The sequence below is a fragment of the Proteus sp. HMSC14B05 genome (assembly GCF_001808035.1).
Taxonomy (GTDB): domain Bacteria; phylum Pseudomonadota; class Gammaproteobacteria; order Enterobacterales; family Enterobacteriaceae; genus Proteus; species Proteus mirabilis.
Genome location: NZ_KV791993.1, coordinates 82,263 through 103,902, shown reverse-complemented (window position 1 = coordinate 103,902; position 21,640 = coordinate 82,263). Strand labels below are relative to the sequence as shown.

The 21,640-nt window shown below is 37.9% G+C and carries 14 protein-coding genes; 7 read left to right on the top strand and 7 right to left on the bottom strand.

Features of this window, described 5'->3' with window-relative positions:
* The 6 genes from vasI to HMPREF3129_RS11330 all read left to right on the top strand — a co-directional run bounded on the left by vasI (position 1) and on the right by HMPREF3129_RS11330 (position 9,357).
* The gene (vasI, locus tag HMPREF3129_RS11355) at positions 1-651 is read left to right on the top strand and encodes a type VI secretion system-associated protein VasI (RefSeq protein WP_004244612.1); all 651 of its coding nucleotides are present in this window, start codon (positions 1-3) and stop codon (positions 649-651) included.
* Positions 652-656: 5 nt separating this feature from the next.
* On the top strand, positions 657-2,120 hold the full coding sequence (tssA, locus tag HMPREF3129_RS11350) for a type VI secretion system protein TssA (RefSeq protein ID WP_036920041.1): 1,464 nt from the start codon (positions 657-659) through the stop codon (positions 2,118-2,120).
* A 2-nt stretch (positions 2,121-2,122) separates the two neighbouring features.
* On the top strand, positions 2,123-5,671 hold the full coding sequence (gene tssM, locus HMPREF3129_RS11345; protein WP_004244610.1) for a type VI secretion system membrane subunit TssM: 3,549 nt from the start codon (positions 2,123-2,125) through the stop codon (positions 5,669-5,671).
* 49 nt (positions 5,672-5,720) lie between these two features.
* Positions 5,721-7,064 carry a VasL domain-containing protein gene (locus HMPREF3129_RS11340; protein WP_223302915.1) on the top strand — a complete coding sequence of 448 codons (1,344 nt, stop codon included), beginning with the start codon at positions 5,721-5,723 and terminating at the stop codon, positions 7,062-7,064.
* A complete protein-coding gene (locus HMPREF3129_RS11335; protein ID WP_004244608.1) occupies positions 7,057-8,793 on the top strand; it encodes a type VI secretion system baseplate subunit TssF in 1,737 nt (578 codons plus the stop codon). The genes HMPREF3129_RS11340 and HMPREF3129_RS11335 overlap by 8 nt, the downstream gene beginning before the upstream one ends.
* Before the next feature lie 90 nt (positions 8,794-8,883).
* Positions 8,884-9,357 carry an Hcp family type VI secretion system effector gene (locus HMPREF3129_RS11330; protein ID WP_004244607.1) on the top strand — a complete coding sequence of 158 codons (474 nt, stop codon included), beginning with the start codon at positions 8,884-8,886 and terminating at the stop codon, positions 9,355-9,357.
* 92 nt (positions 9,358-9,449) lie between these two features.
* Here HMPREF3129_RS11330 and HMPREF3129_RS11325 read toward each other — a convergent pair whose 3' ends face one another.
* The 4 genes from HMPREF3129_RS11325 to aphA all read right to left on the bottom strand — a co-directional run bounded on the left by HMPREF3129_RS11325 (position 9,450) and on the right by aphA (position 13,805).
* The gene (locus tag HMPREF3129_RS11325; RefSeq protein WP_004247640.1) at positions 9,450-10,100 is read right to left on the bottom strand and encodes an MBL fold metallo-hydrolase; all 651 of its coding nucleotides are present in this window, start codon (positions 10,098-10,100) and stop codon (positions 9,450-9,452) included.
* Positions 10,101-10,153: 53 nt separating this feature from the next.
* A complete protein-coding gene (locus tag HMPREF3129_RS11320; RefSeq protein WP_004244605.1) occupies positions 10,154-10,702 on the bottom strand; it encodes a peptidoglycan L,D-endopeptidase MepK in 549 nt (182 codons plus the stop codon).
* A gap of 331 nt (positions 10,703-11,033) precedes the next feature.
* Positions 11,034-12,749, bottom strand: coding sequence for a L,D-transpeptidase (gene ldtD, locus HMPREF3129_RS11315; protein WP_036920038.1), 1,716 nt, complete (start codon positions 12,747-12,749; stop codon positions 11,034-11,036).
* Positions 12,750-13,091: 342 nt separating this feature from the next.
* Entirely contained in the window at positions 13,092-13,805 is a 714-nt protein-coding gene (gene aphA / locus HMPREF3129_RS11310; protein ID WP_004247637.1) for an acid phosphatase AphA, read from the bottom strand.
* 405 nt (positions 13,806-14,210) lie between these two features.
* Here aphA and catA point away from each other — a divergent pair, with 405 nt between their 5' ends.
* Positions 14,211-14,864 carry a type A chloramphenicol O-acetyltransferase gene (catA, locus tag HMPREF3129_RS11305; RefSeq protein WP_036920036.1) on the top strand — a complete coding sequence of 218 codons (654 nt, stop codon included), beginning with the start codon at positions 14,211-14,213 and terminating at the stop codon, positions 14,862-14,864.
* Between the two features lie 282 nt (positions 14,865-15,146).
* On the opposite strand, the gene mukB is transcribed toward catA, so the two are convergent.
* From mukB to mukF, 3 genes are read right to left on the bottom strand one after another with little or no spacing between them, the layout of a single operon-like run.
* Entirely contained in the window at positions 15,147-19,604 is a 4,458-nt protein-coding gene (gene mukB, locus HMPREF3129_RS11300) for a chromosome partition protein MukB (RefSeq protein ID WP_017827041.1), read from the bottom strand.
* A complete protein-coding gene (gene mukE, locus HMPREF3129_RS11295; RefSeq protein WP_036920034.1) occupies positions 19,601-20,332 on the bottom strand; it encodes a chromosome partition protein MukE in 732 nt (243 codons plus the stop codon). The genes mukB and mukE overlap by 4 nt, the downstream gene beginning before the upstream one ends.
* Positions 20,313-21,635 (bottom strand): chromosome partition protein MukF, encoded by a 1,323-nt coding sequence (gene mukF, locus HMPREF3129_RS11290; RefSeq protein WP_004244597.1) that lies wholly within the window; start codon positions 21,633-21,635, stop codon positions 20,313-20,315. Before mukF ends, mukE begins: the two co-directional genes overlap by 20 nt.
* Positions 21,636-21,640: the final 5 nt, after the last annotated feature.

Below are 21,640 nucleotides of genomic sequence, written 5' to 3'. Positions count from 1 at the left end.
ATGAACGTATTGAAAATCTTTTTCTGCACATTACTCCCTTTACTCTTCACTTCACCGGGAAAGGCCGAAAATAATCTTAATCAGAAAATGATTGAGGAATTAACTCAATGCCGTTTGGAATCATCTCAGCTAATTCGTTTAGATTGTTATGACAAAATTGCGCTTTCTTCAACATCTTCCTCCAATGCACTGCCTGATGTTACTCAAATGGGTAAAACATGGCGCCAAGCAACAGAGCATGAAATGAAACGGACGGGAAACAGTGCAGGTTTTCTCGTCTCAGTACCAGAAACCGGTGATTATCCCGTATTAATGACCATTCCAGCGATTGGCTTTCAACCGCCTCGCCCCATCTTAATGCTGAGCTGTATTGATAACATTACTCGGATGCAAATTATCCTGCCAACAAAACAAGATGCTGGCAGTGTGATGGTTTCAACGGATAAAACACAATTTACTGCAGAATGGTTTTTACGTGAAAACGGTTATGTATTGGAATCAAGCCGCGGTATACCGGGCATAGATGAAATTAAACGCTTGTTAAATGCTGAAAGATTGACATTGAAATTATCTAATAACGAAAAACTCACCTTCAATATTTCAGGTATTTCACAACAAATAATCCCTTTAAGAGCGGCTTGCCACTGGTAGAAATCATGATGAACAATACTTCTTATGCATGGAAACAACAGCTACTGACAGCACTTGATGAACAGCAAGTCAGTAGTGCTGTCAATGATAATGATGCCGACTGGGAATATATTGACAGTGAAATGATAAAGTTCGGCTCACTTAGTCATGGTCAATTAGATATTAAAGAGATCCAGCGTCGCTGTTTACACCTATTTGAAACGCAGACTAAAGATTTTCGGATCTTAGTCCATTTATTACGTACTTTACAGCATGCTGGAGAGCCAAAAGAATTAGTATTGGCAGCACAGATCCTAACTGATTTTAATCGTCAATATTGGCAAAGTTGCTACCCAACCAATATGAAATTGAAATCACGTTTAGCCAATCAAGTTTTGAAACGTTTTGAAACAGCGAGTGAGAGTTTTTGTCATGCAGCCAACAGTGCGATGCGTGATGATATTCTAGGCTCGTTCGCCTTTCTAGCGCAATTTTGGCATGAACAAAGCCCGGCACTTGCAGAACAAATTGATGATTTAAGCAGAGATTATAATCGTATTGAAAATAACGATGCGCCGATTATTGTTGCTTCACCTGCCGAGAAAGAAGAAAAAGTACAGACTCCGCCAGTTAGCGAGTCTATAGAAACACCGACAAAAAATAGCTTAACACCAACTATTAACGTTAACCATCAAGATGAAAGACAATGGAAACAAACATTACTTCAAGTAGCTGATGTTATCTGCCAACAAGCCCCTGAAAGTTCAGTAGGATATCGTATACGGCGTTATGCAATTTGGCACGCTATTACGGTCTTACCTCAAGCTAATGCTCAAGGTAAAACGCCTTTAGCCCCCGTATCAATTGACCGTGTAATGGATTACAAAGCTCAACTGACTCAAGCGTCCATTACGCTATTAAACAATATTGAACAGAGTCTCTCACTCTCCCCTTACTGGTTAGAAGGCCATATGTTAGCTGCCCAAGTAGCAACTAAATTAGGTTATGGGGAAGTAGAAAGTGGCATTATTGAAGAGTTACGTATTTTTTTAGCGCGTCTTCCTGAACTTGTTAACTTGCACTTTTCGGATATGACACCCTTCTTTCCTGAAAGTGTACAACAGTGGTTAGAGCAATATAACCAAACTGAAAACGGTCAATTGCCACCATCGAATACGAATACTGCAATCCTAGAGCAAGAGGTCTTGCAATGTTATGAGCAACAAGGTCTTGAAGCAGCCCTGAAGCTTATTGAATTAAACCTTGCTAGCAGATCAGAGCCTAGAGATAGATTTTATGGACAATTATTGTCTGCACAACTATTTGAATTGTCAGGTATGGATTATATGGCTACACAGTTATACCAACAACTTAATACCTCTGCCTCACATTATTCACTTGCAGATTGGGAACCCAACTTAATACGACAACTCATGCAAAAAATAGACAAAAAGACAGAAATAACAATGACTATGGATAGGGATCAATAATAATGAAATTACCGGTTTTCTCCATTTCAAACATTACGAGTTCGGTAAAAAAACTCTTTTTTGCTGATAAATCTAAAATTGCCTCCTTTTTGCTATTTTTATTGGCATTACTTCCCGCTTTGCTCATTATTTGGATCTGGTGGTGGGGGCCAACATTTCGTTATCAAGATTCCATACCGTTTAGCGAGGTCACCACACGTTGGTTAGCAACCGTCGTTATTGTATTGCTTGTTGTGAGTTGGATTGGTCTAGCAACATGGCGTCGAGTTAAAAAATTGGAAGCATTAAAACTTGATGTCGAATTGGCTGTAGTTGATCCGGTAAGACAAGATCTTGATTTTCAAAAACGTTATTTAAACTATTGGAAATCACAATTTATTCGTCACTTAAATGGTCATACTAAAGCGGTTTATTTACGCCCTTGGTATTTTGTTTTAGGAGCTAACCAAAGTGGAAAGCATAGCTTATTAAAAAATACGGTAAACCCATTAGATATTGCGCCTAGCGACAATATTGTTAACGAACAAAATATTGCATTAAATATTCAATGTCTATTAACCGACAATGCTGTACTTTTTGTCCCTAATGGTGATCTATTAACCCAACCGGCAAATCAGGCTGATAAACCTCAACTTTATCACCGTTTGTGGGGCGATTTACTCAATTGGATCAAAACTAATCGCCCAAGACAACCAATGAATGGCATCGTCTTAACTGTCGATACCCTATCGTTATTAACCAATAGTAAGGAGCAAAATAGTCAGCTACTTGCTGATTTACAAATGCGTATTGAAGAAATACGCATGACATTTAATAGTCGCTTGCCTTTATATATCGTCTTAACCAAGCTAGATCTATTACGTGGTTTTGACTCAATGTATCAATCATTAGATGTTCAACAACGTAATGAAGTATTAGGTGTTTCTTTCAACCAGAAAGCAAAAAGTAATTGGAAAAAGGAATTAAATCATTTTTGGTCACAATGGGTAGGCCAAATGAACAGCGCATTACCAGAAATGATGCTACAAAGAGCAGAAGGTAACCAGCGTAGTGATCTATTTAGTTTCGTGCGCCAAATTGAAGGGTTACAACATTCTGTATGCACATTAATTGATGCATTGCTCATCAATAATGAGCAACATAATATCTGTTTAAGAGGGGTTTATTTAACTTCTGCATTGCAAATCGGTCAAATCGATGATGTGTTTAGCCAAACAGCGTCCGAACAATATCATTTACCGACAGCACCTCTTACTACATGGCCAATTAATGATAGCCACCCTTATTTTACTACCCAATTATTTAGTCAAGTGCTATTTAGTGAGCCTAATATTGCAGCAGAAAACCATTATTGGGTTAAAAAACATCGGACTCGCCTATTAGTCACCACTGCTGTTAGCTTTGTCGGCTTAATCGCAATTTGGAATGGTTGGAGCCACTATTACGACAAAAACTATCGTGCTGGAGAAAACGTTCTTAATGAGGTAAAAGCATTCCGTGCTATTGAGAACAATGCTCAGAAAGATACTGATGGTAGCCTACAATTACCGGTGCTCAATCCATTACGTGAAGCAACCTTAGCTTATGGTAATCATCGTGATAAAAATGTGCTCTTTTCTGATATGGGTCTTTACCAAGGTCAAAAAGTAGGCCCACAAGTTGAACAAGTCTATTTACAACTACTCACCGATCGCTTTTTACCTGCGGTTATGTCTGGGTTGTTAAATGAACTTAACAGTGCCGATAAAGGAAGTGAAGATAAGTTAGAGATATTGCGTATTATGCGCATGTTAGAAGATAAAAGTGGCCGTAATAATGGCATGGTAGAAGATTTTATGGCTGATTATTGGAGCCAACTGTTCACTGGTCAACGTGAAAAACAACTGCAACTAAAAGCCCATTTGCGCTATGCCCTTGAGCACACAGATTGGAAACAAGAGCGTGAAAAAGGATTTGTTTCAGCCACTAAAGCCTTTATGCCTTTTGCTGGACCTATAAAAAATGCACAAGCAGAGTTAAGTGTATTGTCACTTTATCAGCGTGTATATCAAGCCTTACGCTTAAAGGCTAATCAAGAGCTTTCAGCGCCTTTAAATTTACAACATCAAATTGGCCCAAGTTTTAATACGGTCTTTACGGCTATTGATGATGATAAATTAGAAATTCCACAATTCTTAACGCGCTCAGGGTTATTAAACTATTTTATCCGCCAAAATGATAAATTGGTCGAGCTAACATTACTTGATGCTTGGGTTCTTAATCTAACCACCAACACACAATATAGTGAAAGTGATCGTAAAGAAATTCAGCGTCAAATCAGTGAACAATATCTTAGTGACTATACGGCTCAATGGCGTAATGCCATGAGCAATTTAGAAATTCGTCAATTTGATTCAATACAAGATGAAATTACCGCTCTTGAGCAAATTATTAGTGGTGAACAACCATTACGCCGAGCATTACAAGTTCTACGTGATAACACGGTTATTCCAACTATTGATGAAAATTTACCACTTGATGAACAAAAAACACTGATGGCTGAGCCATCTTACCGTTTATTAACCCGCTTAGATCGCGAATTTACTCCTCAAACTGAGATATTAGTCAGTAACCAAGGGGAAAATTTACAGAATCTGAATCAAAAACTAAATGACTTACATCGTTACCTATTGGGGATCCAAAACTCTCCAGTGCCGGGGAAAGCGGCGCTTAAAGCAGTTTCGATGCGCTTAAACGATAATAATCGCGACGCTATTTTTGAGCTATCACAAATGGCGAAAACATTACCAGAGCCGCTTAACCGCTGGGTCGATGAGTTATCAGTGCAAGCATGGAATGTGGTCCAAAAAGAAGCTATTCGTTATATGGAAGTAGAATGGAATGAAAATGTTGTCAAACAATACAATACTTATATTGCCGGTCGCTATCCATTTAACCCAGCAGCTAAACAAGATGTTCCTTTAAGTGAATTTGAACGTTTCTTCAAACCAAATGGAACATTAGATAGCTTCTATCAACAAAATCTGCGTTTATTCGTTGAGAATAACTTAGTCAACGATAGTGATAGCCAATCATTGATCCGCGCTGATGTATTAGCACAAATTGAAATAGCCAATCGTATTAGAGAAACCTTCTTTAATGCCCAAGGTAATTTAGAAGCACAATATGCTATTGAGCCACTGTCATTAAGTGGTAATAAGCGTCGTAGCATCTTAAATCTTGATGGACAATTGATTGATTACGCTCATAGTCGTAGCCATGTGACACACTTGGTATGGCCAAACTCAATGCGTTCCAATATTGAAAGTAAACTGACTTTAGTGCCTCTTTCCGGTGATAAATCGCCACGTTCAATCAGTTTCTCTGGGCCATGGGCACAAATGCGATTAGTTGATAATGCAAAACTCATCAATATCAAATCTAACTCATTCGATATTCGCTTCACAATCGACGGTGGTGATATGACTTATCGAGTTATAGTTGATGAATCTAATAATCCTTTCTTCGGTGGATTATTCACAAAATTCCGTTTACCTGAAACGCTTTATTAATGTGATTTCCCCCACTTTATAGTGGGGGAATAAAAGGATGTTGAGTGCGATGAAATCAGAAAGTTTAGTGATTAAAATTGGGGGATCTCCACTTGATACCCCTGAATTTATTGCCCTGAAAACCGAATTTAATAAATTGAGCCACCCTGCTCGACCAGAAATAAGTTGGACACTTATTGAGTCACTTTGCTTATCCCTATTTAAAAATCATGGTATCGACCTACAAAGCGGTGCTTACTATACCATTGCAAGATTACAACAGCATGGTTTAAGCGGTTTTACTGAAGGATGTGAGTTATTAGCAAATGTTATTGTGACTTATTGGGATAGCCTGTGGCCGGAAAAGCCAAACCAACGTACAGAGGTATTAAACTGGTTTAATACCAAAGCCAGCGCTTTATTAAGACAACAATCCTATCAAGCAAAAGATCTACGATTAATCTATCGTTCAGAGCGCGCGTTACAGTTAATAATCGATAAACTGGCTAAAACAACTTGGGAAAAACTGCCTAAAATTGAAAACTTACTGTGGTTTTTCCAAAACTTAGCCAAACAAATTGAAAAGCAAGAAAAACAGACGCAACAAGATAGTGCCGAACCCGTTAGCGTACCGCCATTAGTCTGTATTCAACAACCGTCGAAAACAACGGACAAAGCAGCCCCCACTTTTGTGATTGAAACGCCTCAACCCGCCTCTTCTTTCACTGTAGTAACAAAAAAAATGAGTGCGACCCGAGGTTTTATATGGGGCTGTGTGCTCAGTTGCATACTGTTTTTAGCTGTCGGATTTGGTGTACATCTCTATTTAAAACAAGAGATGAATGCGATTACTTCAATACCTGAAGGTGCGGCTGCCAAATGGTTGTTTAAACCACAGTTAAATAGCTACGAGTATCATTTAGCATTATTAGAAAAACGTTCTCCTCTTTCTAATTTACGGCTAATTGATACGATGCAAGAAAAAGCCAAAAACGCTTGGCCTACAGATGCAGAGCAAATTTATTTTACACGTAATTGGCAAAATCTTTATCAAACGCGCTTAGAGAATATGCCAATTAATGATAGCTGGTCTGAAACCGCGACATTATTACAACAACTTTCTAATAAAATAGTTCAGCAAGAACGAAATAGAGGCAGTTTTACACTCTCTTATCTAAAAACGGCAATTTATGATATTCAAAAACAGCACAATAAAGTTGAGCCAATCGAAGAAAAACTGCGACAACTCGCTGTACAAATTGAAACAGGGCAACCTATTTCTCCTGCAACTCTCAATAATATTGATAATAAAATTAATGGGTTATTAGCTCGTTATTATGATTTACAAAAACAAGCTGAACAACAAGGTTTAAAACCCGGCTCATATTCATCTTTTGGATTAGATCATGAGTGAAATTAAATATATTAAAGAAAAGCAGTACTTACAAAAACTGTTCAGTGAGTATGCAGATAAAGCGCCACATTTAGCGAGCGTACTTGATCCTCAAGATCCACAAACAAGTTATCTCTTAGAAGGCTTTGCTTTTTTATCTGCTCGTTTACAAGATAAAATTGATGATGCTTTTCCTGAGATCACATTACCCCTACTGCAACGACTAAATTCCCAAGCCATTAAAGGGCTACCATCAACAACAATTATCCAAATTGACCAAAGTGAAATTCTCCCCTATCCCATGGAGATTAATGAAAAACATTTGGTGATTGGCGACAACGGGGCACAATTTAGTTTCTGCCATAATTTCACCATCATGCCTTATAGCATTTTGGATAGAAAAATTACTCAGCATCCAAACCACTCTTGTATCTCTCTTGAAATATTATATCGTGGTGATGTGGAATTAACTCAAACAAATGCACTTAATGTTTTTTTAGGGGAAAATAAAACCACCTCAGACATTTTATTACTCGCATTTAGTCAATACTTTGAAAAAATTGAGGTGGTACATAACGGTGAACGTTATGAAGGCGATCCTCTTAATTATGCTTTTGAACCCAAAATTGGCAATGACTATAAAATCTTCCCACAGAAAAATAACTCATTTTCTGCGCCACAACGTTTATTAGAAGGTCTTTATTTACCCCATGTTCACCATTTTATTGAGTTAGATATACCACAAATAGTGACTCAATTAGATTGGAAACAACAGCAGCGGTTTGTTGTGAATATCTATTTCAGTCAGCAACTTCCTTTAACTCAAGAAGAGTGTAATCAGAGCTTTTTTTTAAACTGTGCTCCAGCGATTGATAGTGAAGCAAAACATACACTTTTAATTGATTTTAAAAAGAATAAATCAAGTTATTTACTCCCTATTCCAACCCATCACTATTTGGCCGATCTTGATAAAATTGAGTTATCACTAGAGCCTCATGAGCTAGCGCGTGGCATATACTGTCATTTTTATCCTACGACAGAATTAACCGCCGCCTCTCGTTTAATGCCCCAATTTCATAAAGCCATTTTCTATTCATTAACAATGGAGAAAAATATTACTGGGCATACACTTTATTATTTGAATTTCTTTGATAATAAAGGTGATCCTATGGTCACACCGCCTAGTTTACATTTTGCATGTGTTTATATTGGCTTTGAACAATATAAAAGAAATGAGTTAGGTCTATTAAATAAACACAGCGAAAAAATGCCTGATGCAGTAAAAACAGGAAATATCACATTATTATCATCTTGTTATCCACCTATTGTAAATAATCACCATTTTTGGAAATTGTTATCTCATTACAGTGCTAATGGTTCAATGTTAATGTCATTAGATACTATTAAACATATGATTTCTGATTATATTCTTTACCGAGATACTGATAGGCAGATCACTCGAAAATGTGAGCGATTATTAAATGGACTCGTTGAACTAAAAACACATTTATATGACTATATTTTAAAAGGTAAACCCTATCGTTGTTTATCTTTATCGCTATTCATTGACGAAACACAATATGAAAATAGAGGTGAAGCTTTTGTCTTTACTACACATCTTTACCATTTTTTCCCGTTCTGTTTATCTGAAAATATGTTATTGGAAATGTCAGTTACACTCAATGATCAGAAAAACACCACTTGGTATTTATCTCCCTCACCACTAAGGGGCTATAAATCAATGATTTAATAATTAGTAGTATTAACTATGGCACATAATAAAAGTGTTTATAAAGTTGATAATATCATATGAAGAAATATCAAAAAGGAGTTATAAATAATGGCTAATTCAATATATTTAAAGATAATAGGGAAATCTCAAGGTGATATATCTAAAGGGTGCTCTACTTTAGGATCTATAGGCAATAAATATCAGCACGGACATGAAGATCAGATATTTGTGTATTCATTTGATTATGATTTAACTCGAGCACAAAATTTAAATCATTCTCCTGTGGTAATTTCAAAACCTATAGATAAATCTTCACCCTTACTTGGGGTTGCAATAACAAATAATGAATTATTAGAGTGCGAGCTAGAATTCTATAGAACAAGTTCAAACGGCAATCAAGAAAAGTTTTATACCATTAAGCTAACAAAAGCCAGTATTACCAATATATCGGCACATTACCCTAATTCACTAACGCATGCAGATGCCCAGCCTTATGAAGATATTACTATTCGATATGAAAGTATCTCTTGGAACCATATTTGTGCAGGAACATCAGGTTATAGTATCAGCAAAAATATTTAATTTTACCGACGATGAGCGATATCATTTTTAATTTTTCATCTATAAAAAAGCCCTTTAATATAAAGGGCTTAAAGAGTTTGCTTTATTTTAAATTACCAAATGGGCATTTCATCTTGTAAGAAAGGATTATATTGACGCTCATGACCTAAATTAGACATAGGGCCATGGCCGGGGATAAATAGATAATCATCACCTAGTGGTAATACTTTATTTTTGATAGAGGCAATCAGATCGGCATGATTACCACGAGGGAAATCAGTACGACCAATACTTTCACGAAATAATACATCTCCCATCGAGATAAGTTTATTTTGGTGATTAACAAAAATAATATGGCCAGGTGTATGGCCCGGACAATGTAAAACCGACAAAGTAATGGTTTTACCAATAGTGACAGTATCCCCTTCATTTAACCATTGATCAGGCGTAAAAGATTTTCCACTGGGGAAGTTAAACATACGACACTGTTGTTCTAAATCTTCAATAAGGAAGTTATCATCTTTATGTGGCCCATAAACAGGCACATGAAAATGCTCAACAATTTGAGCTGTTCCTGCTACGTGATCAAAGTGACCATGAGTTAATAGCACTTTAGTCAACTTTAATTGACGTTGTTCAATTTCTGCAATTAATGTTTCGACATCACCACCGGGATCAACAATGGCCGCTTCTTTGGTATCATCACACCAGATAAGGGTGCAATTTTGCATATAATTTGTCACAGGTATAATGTGATACATCATAGCTTACTCCGCGCTTTCTTAATCTATATCTATTTATTTATTTATTACATAGATTACCATGAGCGCACGGGTCCTGTATCGATATGAACAAAATTACTTCGTGGATAATAACCCACTCCTCCCGCTTTCATTCTTAGTGCTACTTGGCGTACTTTAGATAAATCTGTACCTACTAAACGGAAATCCATTGCTTGACCACGGGTATGATAGCTTTTTTTCGCAACACCGCTGGTGTGTTGACGTAGATGATTATTAGTCGCGAGTGAACGATAACCCGAAATAAGTTCAACGGCTTTATTGTTGTTTAACATCACCTGTAACAGATAGATTTGATCAAATAAGGCTGGATCGATAGTTTTAACTTTATTTTGACGGTGATCTCTAAAAAGATGATTTAGTCTAGCAAGCTCTTGTTTATTATAACGTTTACCATCAAAAAACTCGGCTTTAATAGTTTCACCAGTATTTAAATTATTAAAGCGAAGAATTTTCGGTCGGGGAGTTGCTAATGATGCAAATGCATGTGAGGGAAGTAAACCTAAACCAACAGCAGCCATACCAAGGCCTAACCACTTACGACGATGTGAATCAACAATATCCATGATAGCTACACTCAAAATAATGATAGAAGGAAGAACAGACCTTTATTATGACAATATTTTTCTTAAATTGTTGCTTATTGTTTGTATAGATTTGTAAACATATCATTGATATTATTTTATAAAAGTTTATGTTTTATTATTAATAATAGCCGTGTTAGCAATTAACATTTTATTAATATTAATGTTATTTCTAAAAATAGATTAAAAATAATAGCTATTTTTTAAAATTTATTAATAAAACTGAATGAAATTATTTTATCTCACTGATTTTTATAAAAAATAAAGAGCAAGCATAATGCTTACTCTTTATTGTTGTTAGCCATCTATTCTATTACAAATATTTCTTAATATTCTCTAAAAAAGAGGTTGCATTATTAATGCTTTGGTCATAATTATAAATATCTGCTCGATATTGAGGGGCATTTTCTTCTGCTACCCAAGCTGTTTGATAATATAAATAGACAGGGATACGTTCTGGAATTGGTGCATATTGTGTTGAACCTCGTTTTAAGGCTGCATCAATTCTATCTTGTTTCCATCCTGCATCACCTAATAATATCGTCGCTAATTGCGCCGCTTTATTCACACGAATACAACCTGAACTAATTGCTCGCATATTTTTAGTAAATAAATTGTGGTTTGGTGTGTCATGCAGATAAATCGCTTCAGAGTTTGGCATATTAAATTTATATCGGCCTAGGGAGTTAGTTGGCCCAGGGGCTTGCCAAATGCGATATGGAAAATTAGCCGCAGAGATGTTTTCCCAATCTATATCGTAAGGACTAATTGGATAGGCGTCATTCCCCCACCCTGAATAAATCGTATAACCTTTACGGCTAAAATAACTAGGATCAGCCTTTCCTTTTGGAACTATATCTTTACGCGTCATACTAGTAGGTACATTCCAAGGCGGATTAACCACAACATTATTAAGCGCACTACTCATAATGGGGGTTTTTCTATCTGGTCGACCAACAATCACTTTTGAATCTAAAATCAGTTGATTATTAGCATAAAAATAGAGGGAGTAATCAGGAATATTGACCCAAATTCCAGTGTCACCAATAGGTGGGGTTAAACGTAACCGCTGTATATTTAATGCCATAATTCCAGCACGCTGTATTGGTGTCATATTTAACCAATTACGCGTCTGTCTACCAATAATACCGTCAGTTTCTAATCCATGGGCCGCTTGAAACGATTTTACAGCAGCAATTAAAGGCTCATCATAAATCGTTGTTGCTACTTCTTGCTCATTTTCAGCCAATTGAGGCAGTAAATTTAAGTTACGCAATATTTGTCTTAATGCAATAACTTCTTCTGCCGATTGGTTTGGCTTTAATGAATTTTTCCCTTCCATGACGGGCCAAATAACCTCTTGATGAAGCTGTTTGCGCACTTCCTCTTTCATTAATGGATAGTAAGGGTGTGAGGGTGCAAAGGAGACGACAAAGCGCCCTAAGGTATTTTGTTGTAGATTGAGTTGGAAATGCTCGACAGCTTGCACAGTTGGTGCCGGTAATGCTTGTATCGCAGCGCGATATAACAGTGTTGTTCCTGATTGATTAATCTGTTCAACAAAGCTGATATAACCTAAAAAAGCGTCAGATAAAATAATATCTCGTGCTTCTGGCGTTAATTGTGCTGTTTCTAATAGCGTTAACCAACGTCCAAATTGTGGTTGAATTCCAGTTAAGGCAACCTCTGCCAGTTGCTGCTCTAGTTGTTGTGTAATTTGTTCATCTTGCCAAATCAGTGCTAAATCATTGCTTTGATAAACATCCACGAGTTGCTTAAAGTAAAGTGGTTTATATTCGCTTGGTAACCAAGATTGTAGTTTAGTGCTAACTTCCTGCTTACTCACTGATGGTGAATTTAATGTATTTTGTGTTGCCACGTCTTCTGTGAATGCGGGTACTAATGCAGGTGTTTCTGATGTGAATAGCAGTGGCGTTTCACTTTCTGAGGCAATAACATTATGCCCTGAGAGAAGTGTACCTATTACGACCGAATATGTTATTGCTCTTTTAATTGCTTGTTGCGCCATAGTCCTCAGTGCCTCATCCCTTGTTATTATTTTGCTATCGTAAAATATTAGATGAGTTAGACAAAGAGTTTTATAGGAATAAACTAATATTTGTAAAGTTTTATAAAATCTTTTCAACAATAGGCACTTAAATCATCATAAAAAGATGCTTAATACACTTTTTATATTAAATAAGAGTATAAATACTAAATACTCACAATACCGTGCACAATAAATATTCAAATAGAAAGTATATAGATTTAATCTATCATATGGTTCTATTTTGTTTTATAAAGAAACCCAAAATAAAAAAGGCGTAGTTTCCTACGCCTAACAAATAAAGGTCAACAGCACAGAGACAGATTAGTACTCTGAATTGATAACCACTTCTTCACCAAATTGTCCCGCTTTAGGTAACGGCTGGTAAGAAGAGTTAGCAGCACGTAAGATACGGATCCCACGGATATTTAGCTCATCAGCTGCTGCGATATCAGCATCTGCATCACCGTAGTAAATTTTCAGTTTGTGATCGCGCATCCAGCTTACTTTGTTATTTGCGCCAGGTTGGTCACCGGCAAAAATAACAGGTTGCATTTTGTCTGCAGGAATATTTAAACCTTCTTGAACATATTTAGTCACAGTCTCTGTTTTAGTCTGTGTACGACCGGTAATGAAATAAACAGTATCACCGCGTTTTAAGTGCATCTGAACAAGATCGATACCGACTTGTTTAGGCATACTGAATTTATCCCATTCGTTGTTCATTTTTTCCCAGAATTCTGGGTTTTTCAGATAACTGAAATCGTTAGGAGAATATTCCAGTTTACCACGATAAAAGCCTGGGCTTGAGAACAGAACGGTGTCATCAATATCAAAACCTACCGCCATTGGTGCTTGGCCTTCTAAGCTTTTTTCAATTTCTGCAACAGAAACCCATTTAATTGGTTGCTGATGTGCAAGTTCAGTAACAGTAACCCCTGGGCTAACAACTTCTGGCATATGAACTTTTGCCATTGCTGCGCCATTTAAACTTAACGCCAACGCAATTGCACTAAGAGTAAGTGTGACTTTACGCATTCTCTTTCCTTTAATTTTTATATTAATCACAGAAGGTGATAATAATAAACATCATAATTACATTTAAATGAGATATAGCGCACGTTATTTTATTTAGGCAGGTACTCTTTTGTTAGTTTACTTTCATTTTTTGATCTATCTAACACTTTGAAAAAAGAAAGCACTATCTACGAAAGCAGATAGTGCCGTTGTTATCTAAGTCGTTCCCAAATGAATACATCAATGACTCTGTTATTTTTGAAACATTTTTTGGTAAAAAATAAACATTTTAAAATTAACCAAGAAAAACCCATTACCTACCATAGGTTATGGGTTTATCTACAGATAGAGGTTCGAAATTGTTTTAATAATTTATAAGTAATATACAATTAATTTAAATTTGGATTAGAAAACAGGAAAGCTAACATGGACACAAAGCGCGTGGGATATACTGTTGTTGATCTATCCCAATGGGGACGAAAAGAACACTTTGAAGCATTTCAGTCTTTTGCTCAATGCACCTTTAGCCAGACCGTTCAACTGGATATTACTTCATTATTAAAAACCGTAAAGCAAAATGGGTACAAATTCTATCCGACATTTATATACATCATTAGCCGATTGGTAAATAAACATGCAGAATTCCGCATGGCAATGAAAGACGGGGAATTGGTGATATGGGATAGTGTTAACCCTGGGTACACTATCTTTCATGAACAGACCGAAACATTTTCATCTTTATGGAGTTACTACCACAAAGATATCAATCATTTTTTGAAAACTTATTCAGAAGATATAGCACAATACGGTGACGATCTAGCCTATTTTCCAAAAGAATTTATCGAAAATATGTTTTTTGTGTCAGCAAATCCTTGGGTAAGTTTCACCAGTTTTAACTTGAATGTGGCGAATATAAACAATTTCTTTGCCCCTGTATTTACAATAGGTAAATATTATACGCAGGGAGATAAAGTTCTGATGCCACTAGCAATTCAAGTGCATCATGCCGTATGTGATGGCTTCCATGTAGGCAGATTACTCAATGAAATACAGCAATACTGCGATGAGGGATGTAAATAGTCAATGAGGCTTAAAGCACATGTTTTTGTTCCACTCAAACCTGTCGCTATCCTCTGTTTCCACTTTTATTGATTACTTTAACATCGATATAAATTGATGAGGGGCATTTAGTACTTCCCTTTTTATTGAGGGGTCACGCTATAAAATTTGTACACTGATTTGTACTAATAACTGTGATAAAAATACTAAATGCCATTAACACTCATGAATAACCAAAATATAAAATAATGAAAACAATAAGTTATATTATAAGGTTATTCACTTACTCATCATGATCCTTCATCAACTATCTGCAATATTTTCGGATAAATGTTTATCTTTTTCACTTTGTTGCCCAAAGCCTTTTAATCCGACCACATGAACATGCTCGCTTCCATTAAATACTTTACGCACTAATTTATAAGTTGTGCCTTTTTCTGGACTAATATTTTCTGGTGCAGCAATGATAAGTTGCATATCAAGTCGTTCACACAGTTCAAACAGGGTTGCGATAGATTTCGCATCTAAACGTGCGGCTTCATCAAGGAAGAGCAAACGACAAGGCGAAATATCTTTTCCTCTTAAGCGTCGTGATTCTTCTTCCCAACTTTGAACCACCATCACTAAGATAGACATACCTGTACCAATGGCTTCACCTGTTGATAGCGCACCACTTTCTGCTTTTAACCAACCTTCTGGCCCACGATTAACTTCAACTTCCATCTCAAGATAGTTACGGTAATCAAGTAGCTCTTCACCCACCGTTTGTGGCATACGCTGACCAAAGTCAGCCTGTGGATTTAAGCGTTGATACAGTTTTGCCATCGCTTCAGAGAAGGTTAGGTTTTGGTTTTTAAATAGATCTTGATATTGGCTATCTTCTTCTTCCGATAATACATCCAGTAAGATTTGATGGCTTTCACGAATATTAACGTTTAACCGTACACCACGAACCTGACCAAAGGAAACCGCTTGTAAGCCCTGATTTAGCATGCGAATGCGATTTTGTTCACGTTGGATAGTTTTACGAATAATATTTGCCACACTGCGAGAGCTGATCGCCAGTTTTTGTTCACGACTGGTTAGCTCTTCGGTTAAGCGAGCTAATTCAATTTCCATCTGTTCGATAGCATCAACCGGATCATCGGTTTTGATAATATCTTGTCGAATGCGTTCTCTTAAATGTTGGTAAACCGCAATAAAGAATTGGACTTTACGATCAGGGTATTTTGCGTCTTCAGAGCGACGTAATGCATCCCGTAAATATTCATTATCCGCCACAGCCTGACGTAACGCACCTAGCGCCTTATCCGACATTGAACGTAACTCATCCGCTGAAAGATAGGCAAAGTCACGACGATGTAAACGGCGCTCCATACCATTTTCTTTCACTAAACGCATAACAGCACACCAACTGGCTTTAGCGCTGACGACGTGCTCACGCATTTGGCCATAATCACGTTCTAATTTGCGAATTTTCTTCGCCATATTTTCACGTTCAGCTTCACTAAGCGCAATATCACGCTCAAGTTGGCTAATACGCGTACGGTTAGCACTCACCGCAGCATAACGTTGATCACGTAACTCTTTGGCTCGCGCTTCTGCACCCGCATCAATTTGCAAGCCAGTCTCTTTCATCTCTTGCTCAAGCTCTCTTAATAGTTCTGATTTGGTATCAAAAGAACTTTTTAGTGAGGCTAGTACTTGATTAAACTGATCACATTGTGCCTGCTGTTGACGATATAACTCTCTCGCTGTCGCTCGCTCTGTTTCAGCCATTTCTAAACGACGACGTAATTTTTCATTAAGATCGTTATTTTCACTGACAATTTCAACCGCATCGCTATAACTAAAATGTGGACGACGCTGAACCACTTCCACCAGCAAAAATGCTTGTTGTTGATAACGTTGCTGCTCTTCTTTTGCGTATTGATAATCTTGTGTTAATTGATCATGCTCTTGTGGATCGCTTTGTAAAATCGAGGCTATAGGCTCTAACGCAGTTAATGCTTTCTCATGACGCTGTAAATAACGCATCGACTCTTCTGCGTTATAAAGCTCTTCACGTAGCTCTTCAACACGATCAATTAATGTTTCGTCCAATAATAAATTGACTTGAGGAATGAGTTTATTTAATAAATTGAGCGACTCTTTGGCTTGCGCATAATGCTGACGTTGTTGCTGAGTGCCCTCTTCATATTGTGATAACTCGCGCTCTAATTCATTACGACGTTGATTTAATTGGCGAATATCTTCTTCAGGATCGGCATCAAATGCCACTGAAATATGTTGCCCAACAAATTGGCTAAATGCATGGTGTGCACGTTGAATTTTCTGCACATCAAAGGCCTGTGTAGCATATAGCTCTGACAGCTCATCTCGTTGACGGGATAATATTTCTAGCTGGTTTTCTCGTGCTGCACGGCCAAATAATGGAATTTCTGGATAACGTGAATAGCGCCACTGCCTATCTGAACTTTTAATAAGTACCGCTTTTTCCATCTCTTGGGCATTAAATACGCTATCATCAAAGGATTGTGGATCACCTTCAATAAAATAGAGATCTTCCGGGCAATCTTCTAAAGAAGCTAACTGCTCTTCGATCGCACTGAGATCTTGTACCACAATCGCATGGCGCGCAGGTCCATATAATGCTGAGAAATAAGGCGCATCATCTAAGGTGATATCATCGTAAATCTCCGATAATAAAACCCCGTTAAAGCGTTCTGCTAAAGTAATTAATCGGCCATCTTCAGCCCCACTAGGCTGACTTAATCGTTCAATTTGAGCTTCAATTTGCTGTTTGCGAGCAGCGGTTTCATCACGCAAAACCGTGGCTTCACGCTCTTTCTCAAGTAACTGTTGCATATATTCAGTAACTTGATTGCTTGTTTCAAAAGATTGATGCGTTTGTTCACACAGTTGCGTTAAAGCATCTTGTGCAGCAAACCAAACTGGCGCTTGTTTTCTTAATTTTTCAATTTGTTGTTTTAGTTGATCAAGCTCTTGGCGCATTTGCATACGCTGTTCGCCAGAATCACTAACATAATCGCTCAGCTCTTCAATCTTTGCTTCTAGCTCTTCTTGTAGAGTAAATAGATCATCAGGCTCAACATTTTTGCCATACTGTTTATTAAACTCTGCAAGTTGACGTTCAGCATTATTTCTTTGCTGTAAACGTTGCTCTAATTCAGCTAATTGCATCCGAATAGGGTGAACACGATCGGCTTGATGGCGATGTGATGACCATTCACGTAATGCGCTTTTAGCCACACTCCACGCATTTTGACGCTCAACTTCCCCAACAATCGAGGTGATCAATTTATAGGCTTGATCAAATTGCGTTTTGGCCGCATCAGAAACACCGAGTTTCTGCTCCATAGAAAGTAATGAATGCGTGATGGATTGAATTTTTGCTTGAATACGTTCAGCCCATAGCTCGGCATTGGTTTCATCTAAATCATCAATGCCACATTGTGCTTTCGCACGCTCTAATGCTTGTACCGCCTGACGATATTGAATAGCTCGGGTTTGTTGAACATCTAACGCTTGTTGATAATCTGCCAATTGACTTTTCAGTTCATCAACTTCTTCTTCCGCAGATCCAACTCGCGCTTCCAACTCTTCTTTTTTTGATGTTGCTTCTTCAACAACTTCACTTTGCTCTTCTAAACGGAATGTGATTTCTTCAACATCCGCAACATAGCGATCGATTTTTTCTTGTTGGCGCACCGCATTTTGTACAAGATTAAGTCTATCACTGGCGGCTTGATAATCCGTTTCCAAATCAGCCGATAACGCTTGTTGCTCTTCTAACTCTTTGCCCATTTCAATAAAGCGATAAGCTTCATTGTTAATCGCTTTACGCTGATCCCACAACTCTTTACGTAAAGATAGAGCCTGATCAAGGTGTACTCGTCTTTCATTAGCATGACGCATATAGTCCGCGGCAACATAAGAGGTCGCTTCGGTAACTAAATGTTTAAACAGATCACGATCGGATTGAGTGACCCGAATAGCTTCTAAGGTCATGCGGTTTTCACGTAATGCCCCTTCCATATCTTGGAAGGCTTTTCTTACTCCGCTATTTTCAGGTAATAAATAGTCGCGTAAAGAACGAGTGATGGCACTTGAAATACCGCCATATAATGAAGCTTCAATAAGACGATAGAATTTTGCCCGATCGCTTGCTGAGCGTAAACGTTTCGGAATAACCCCTAAATCAAAGAGTACAGAGTGGAAATCAGTAATCGAGTTAAATTGTCTAAAAACAACGCCTTCTATCGCTTCTACTTTTTCTTTTAATTCATTAAGTGGTAGAACACGTGCTTGGCGTCCATCGACAGCTTGCGTCAAAATTTCTGTTGGATTTTCAGCAATAGGTAGCCCTTGGATCATAAAAGGTTTGATATCAACCTTTTTATCTCGTCCGGCAACTTGTTGTAAGCGTACGCCAACGACAGCTCGTAAATGGCGGGAATTAATCACATCTAAAACAGCGTAACAAACTCCCGGGCGTAATTTCCCATATAATCCTTTATCACGAGAGCCACTGGTTGAACCGGCTTCAGTGGTATTTCTAAAATGAAGTAAAGTCAGATCGGGGATCATCGCGGTAATAAAAGCCGCCATGGTGGTGGATTTACCCGCTCCGTTACCACCGGATAAAGTCGTGACTAATTCATCTAAATCAAAAGTACGAGCAAAAAACCCATTCCAGTTGATCAATGTTAATGAGCGAAATTTTCCTCGTTCAATCATTTATTTTCTTCCTCTGCATCATCATCTTCACTGGACTCTAATTGCTCATCTTCCTGTTCATCGTTATCACTTGGCTCGCTATCTTGCTCTAGTGGCATAGCCTCACCATCGCGGATCATACGCATTTGCGCTTCAAGAGGAGAGTCACCACTACGCACATCAGCACCAAAGCGGAACACCGATTCAGTAATTGAAAAACGTTGCGTATCATTGGGTAAAAACGAAATCATCCCTAAACGACGTAGTCGGTTAAGTGACGTTCTCATTTTCTCTTGCAGTTTTTGTAGGTCTAAATCCGATCCTGTTGAGCGTTGATTAACTAAGCGTAACAATTTGCTTTCATCGGCCAGTGTGCGTAATTCATCAAATAATTCTTGTACAGTGAAGATCCCCTGATTAGCTAATCGCTCAGGGCTAAGGTAGAGATAACAAAGAATTTTGCCGACCAACATATCCATTTCAGAAAGCACTGAACGAGGAATAAGCGTCGTTGAACGGGGGCGTAAATAAAAAAAGCCTTCAGGTGCTCGAATTAATTCGACATTATAACGCGCATAAAAATCTGTTAACTCATCTTGAAAGTCCATCAAAAAAGCATGGTTATCTAGTGAGTCTATACCAATATGTCGACCTGCACGTAGCTGACTATCCAGTTCAGGAAAAAGTGAATTCGCTAATGCCTGTGCTAATTTAGCTGGTATAAATTGTTCAGTATGTATCGATGACATGCGCTTGTACCTTAGCTCCATATTCGTTAATTTCTGCCCATTTTGCTGGCAATCCTGCAAGTTCAGCTTGCGCGACACCTAATCGTACCGCTTGATCAATGACAATCCGTGCCACATCAAAATGCTTCTGTTGTGGATAACGATTAAGATACTCAACTAATACTGAACTGAGATCTAACGCTCGTTGTTCTAATTTATAAGCAGCCAGCTCTTGTTCAACCCATTGAGCAATTTGTTCATTTACTTCACTGAACATTTGATATTCCAGCTCTTCAGGCAATTCCCCGGTCACTTCTTCATCTCGCAACACAAGCTCTTCATCACGCATATCAAATAGCCTATCCGCATTAGCATAAGTTAATGCCCATGGGCTGTCGAAATAGTTTTGTACGGATTGGCGTAGGCGACGTGAAAAAATACGGTTTTTATCCATATCTATCGCCGTGCGAATAAATTTATGCACATGCCTATCGTAACCTATCCATAAATCGATAGATTGCTGTCCCCAACTAATAATACGGTCAAGTTTACTTTGTAACTCAAAGACTAAAGTATCTATTTGGTCGACATGGCCTGAACTCATATTCGCTTCTTGAATACGTAATAGATTTGCTTGTAATTTGTCCCCTGCCGCTTCCAGTGTGTCTTGTAACTCTCTTAATGTCCCAGAGGTTTCAGATAGTAATTGTTCACAGTTTGAAATGGCAGCTTGCCAATCTTGGTTTAATAGTGCAGCAATATCTTCTTTAACGATATTTTGCTGTTCATCCATAATGCGTTGAGATAAATCGATGCTATCGAATATCTCAGCCACCGAATATTTTAACGGTGCAAAAACATTACGATGCCAATGGTATGCATCACCACCTTCTTCTGCGGCACTTGCCGCTGAATCTAACTCACTTGCCACAATTGACAGCTGCATTGACAAGCGTAGTGATGAAAACTCACGTTGACGAATGTAGTAATCACTGATGCCGATACCTAATGGCGTTAAACGATATATCGCATTACCTTCTACCAGTTCACTGGTAAAACGGTTAAAAAGCCGCTGCTTGACCATATCATTAATGGCATTATTAGCACGAACTTGTATTGATTCTGCGGGTTGATCAAAGCCTTTACACACCTCTCGAAAGGCATCAATCAACTCCCCTTCACTCATCTCGCCATCAAGACGTTCGCTGTTTAATACAGCAACTGCCATCAAAAAAGCTAATCTTTCCGGTGGCAGTGAAATAGAGAAATCATTTTTTCTCGCCCAAGACACTAACTCAGGAACGGTCTGGGTAAAATCACTCATAGTAC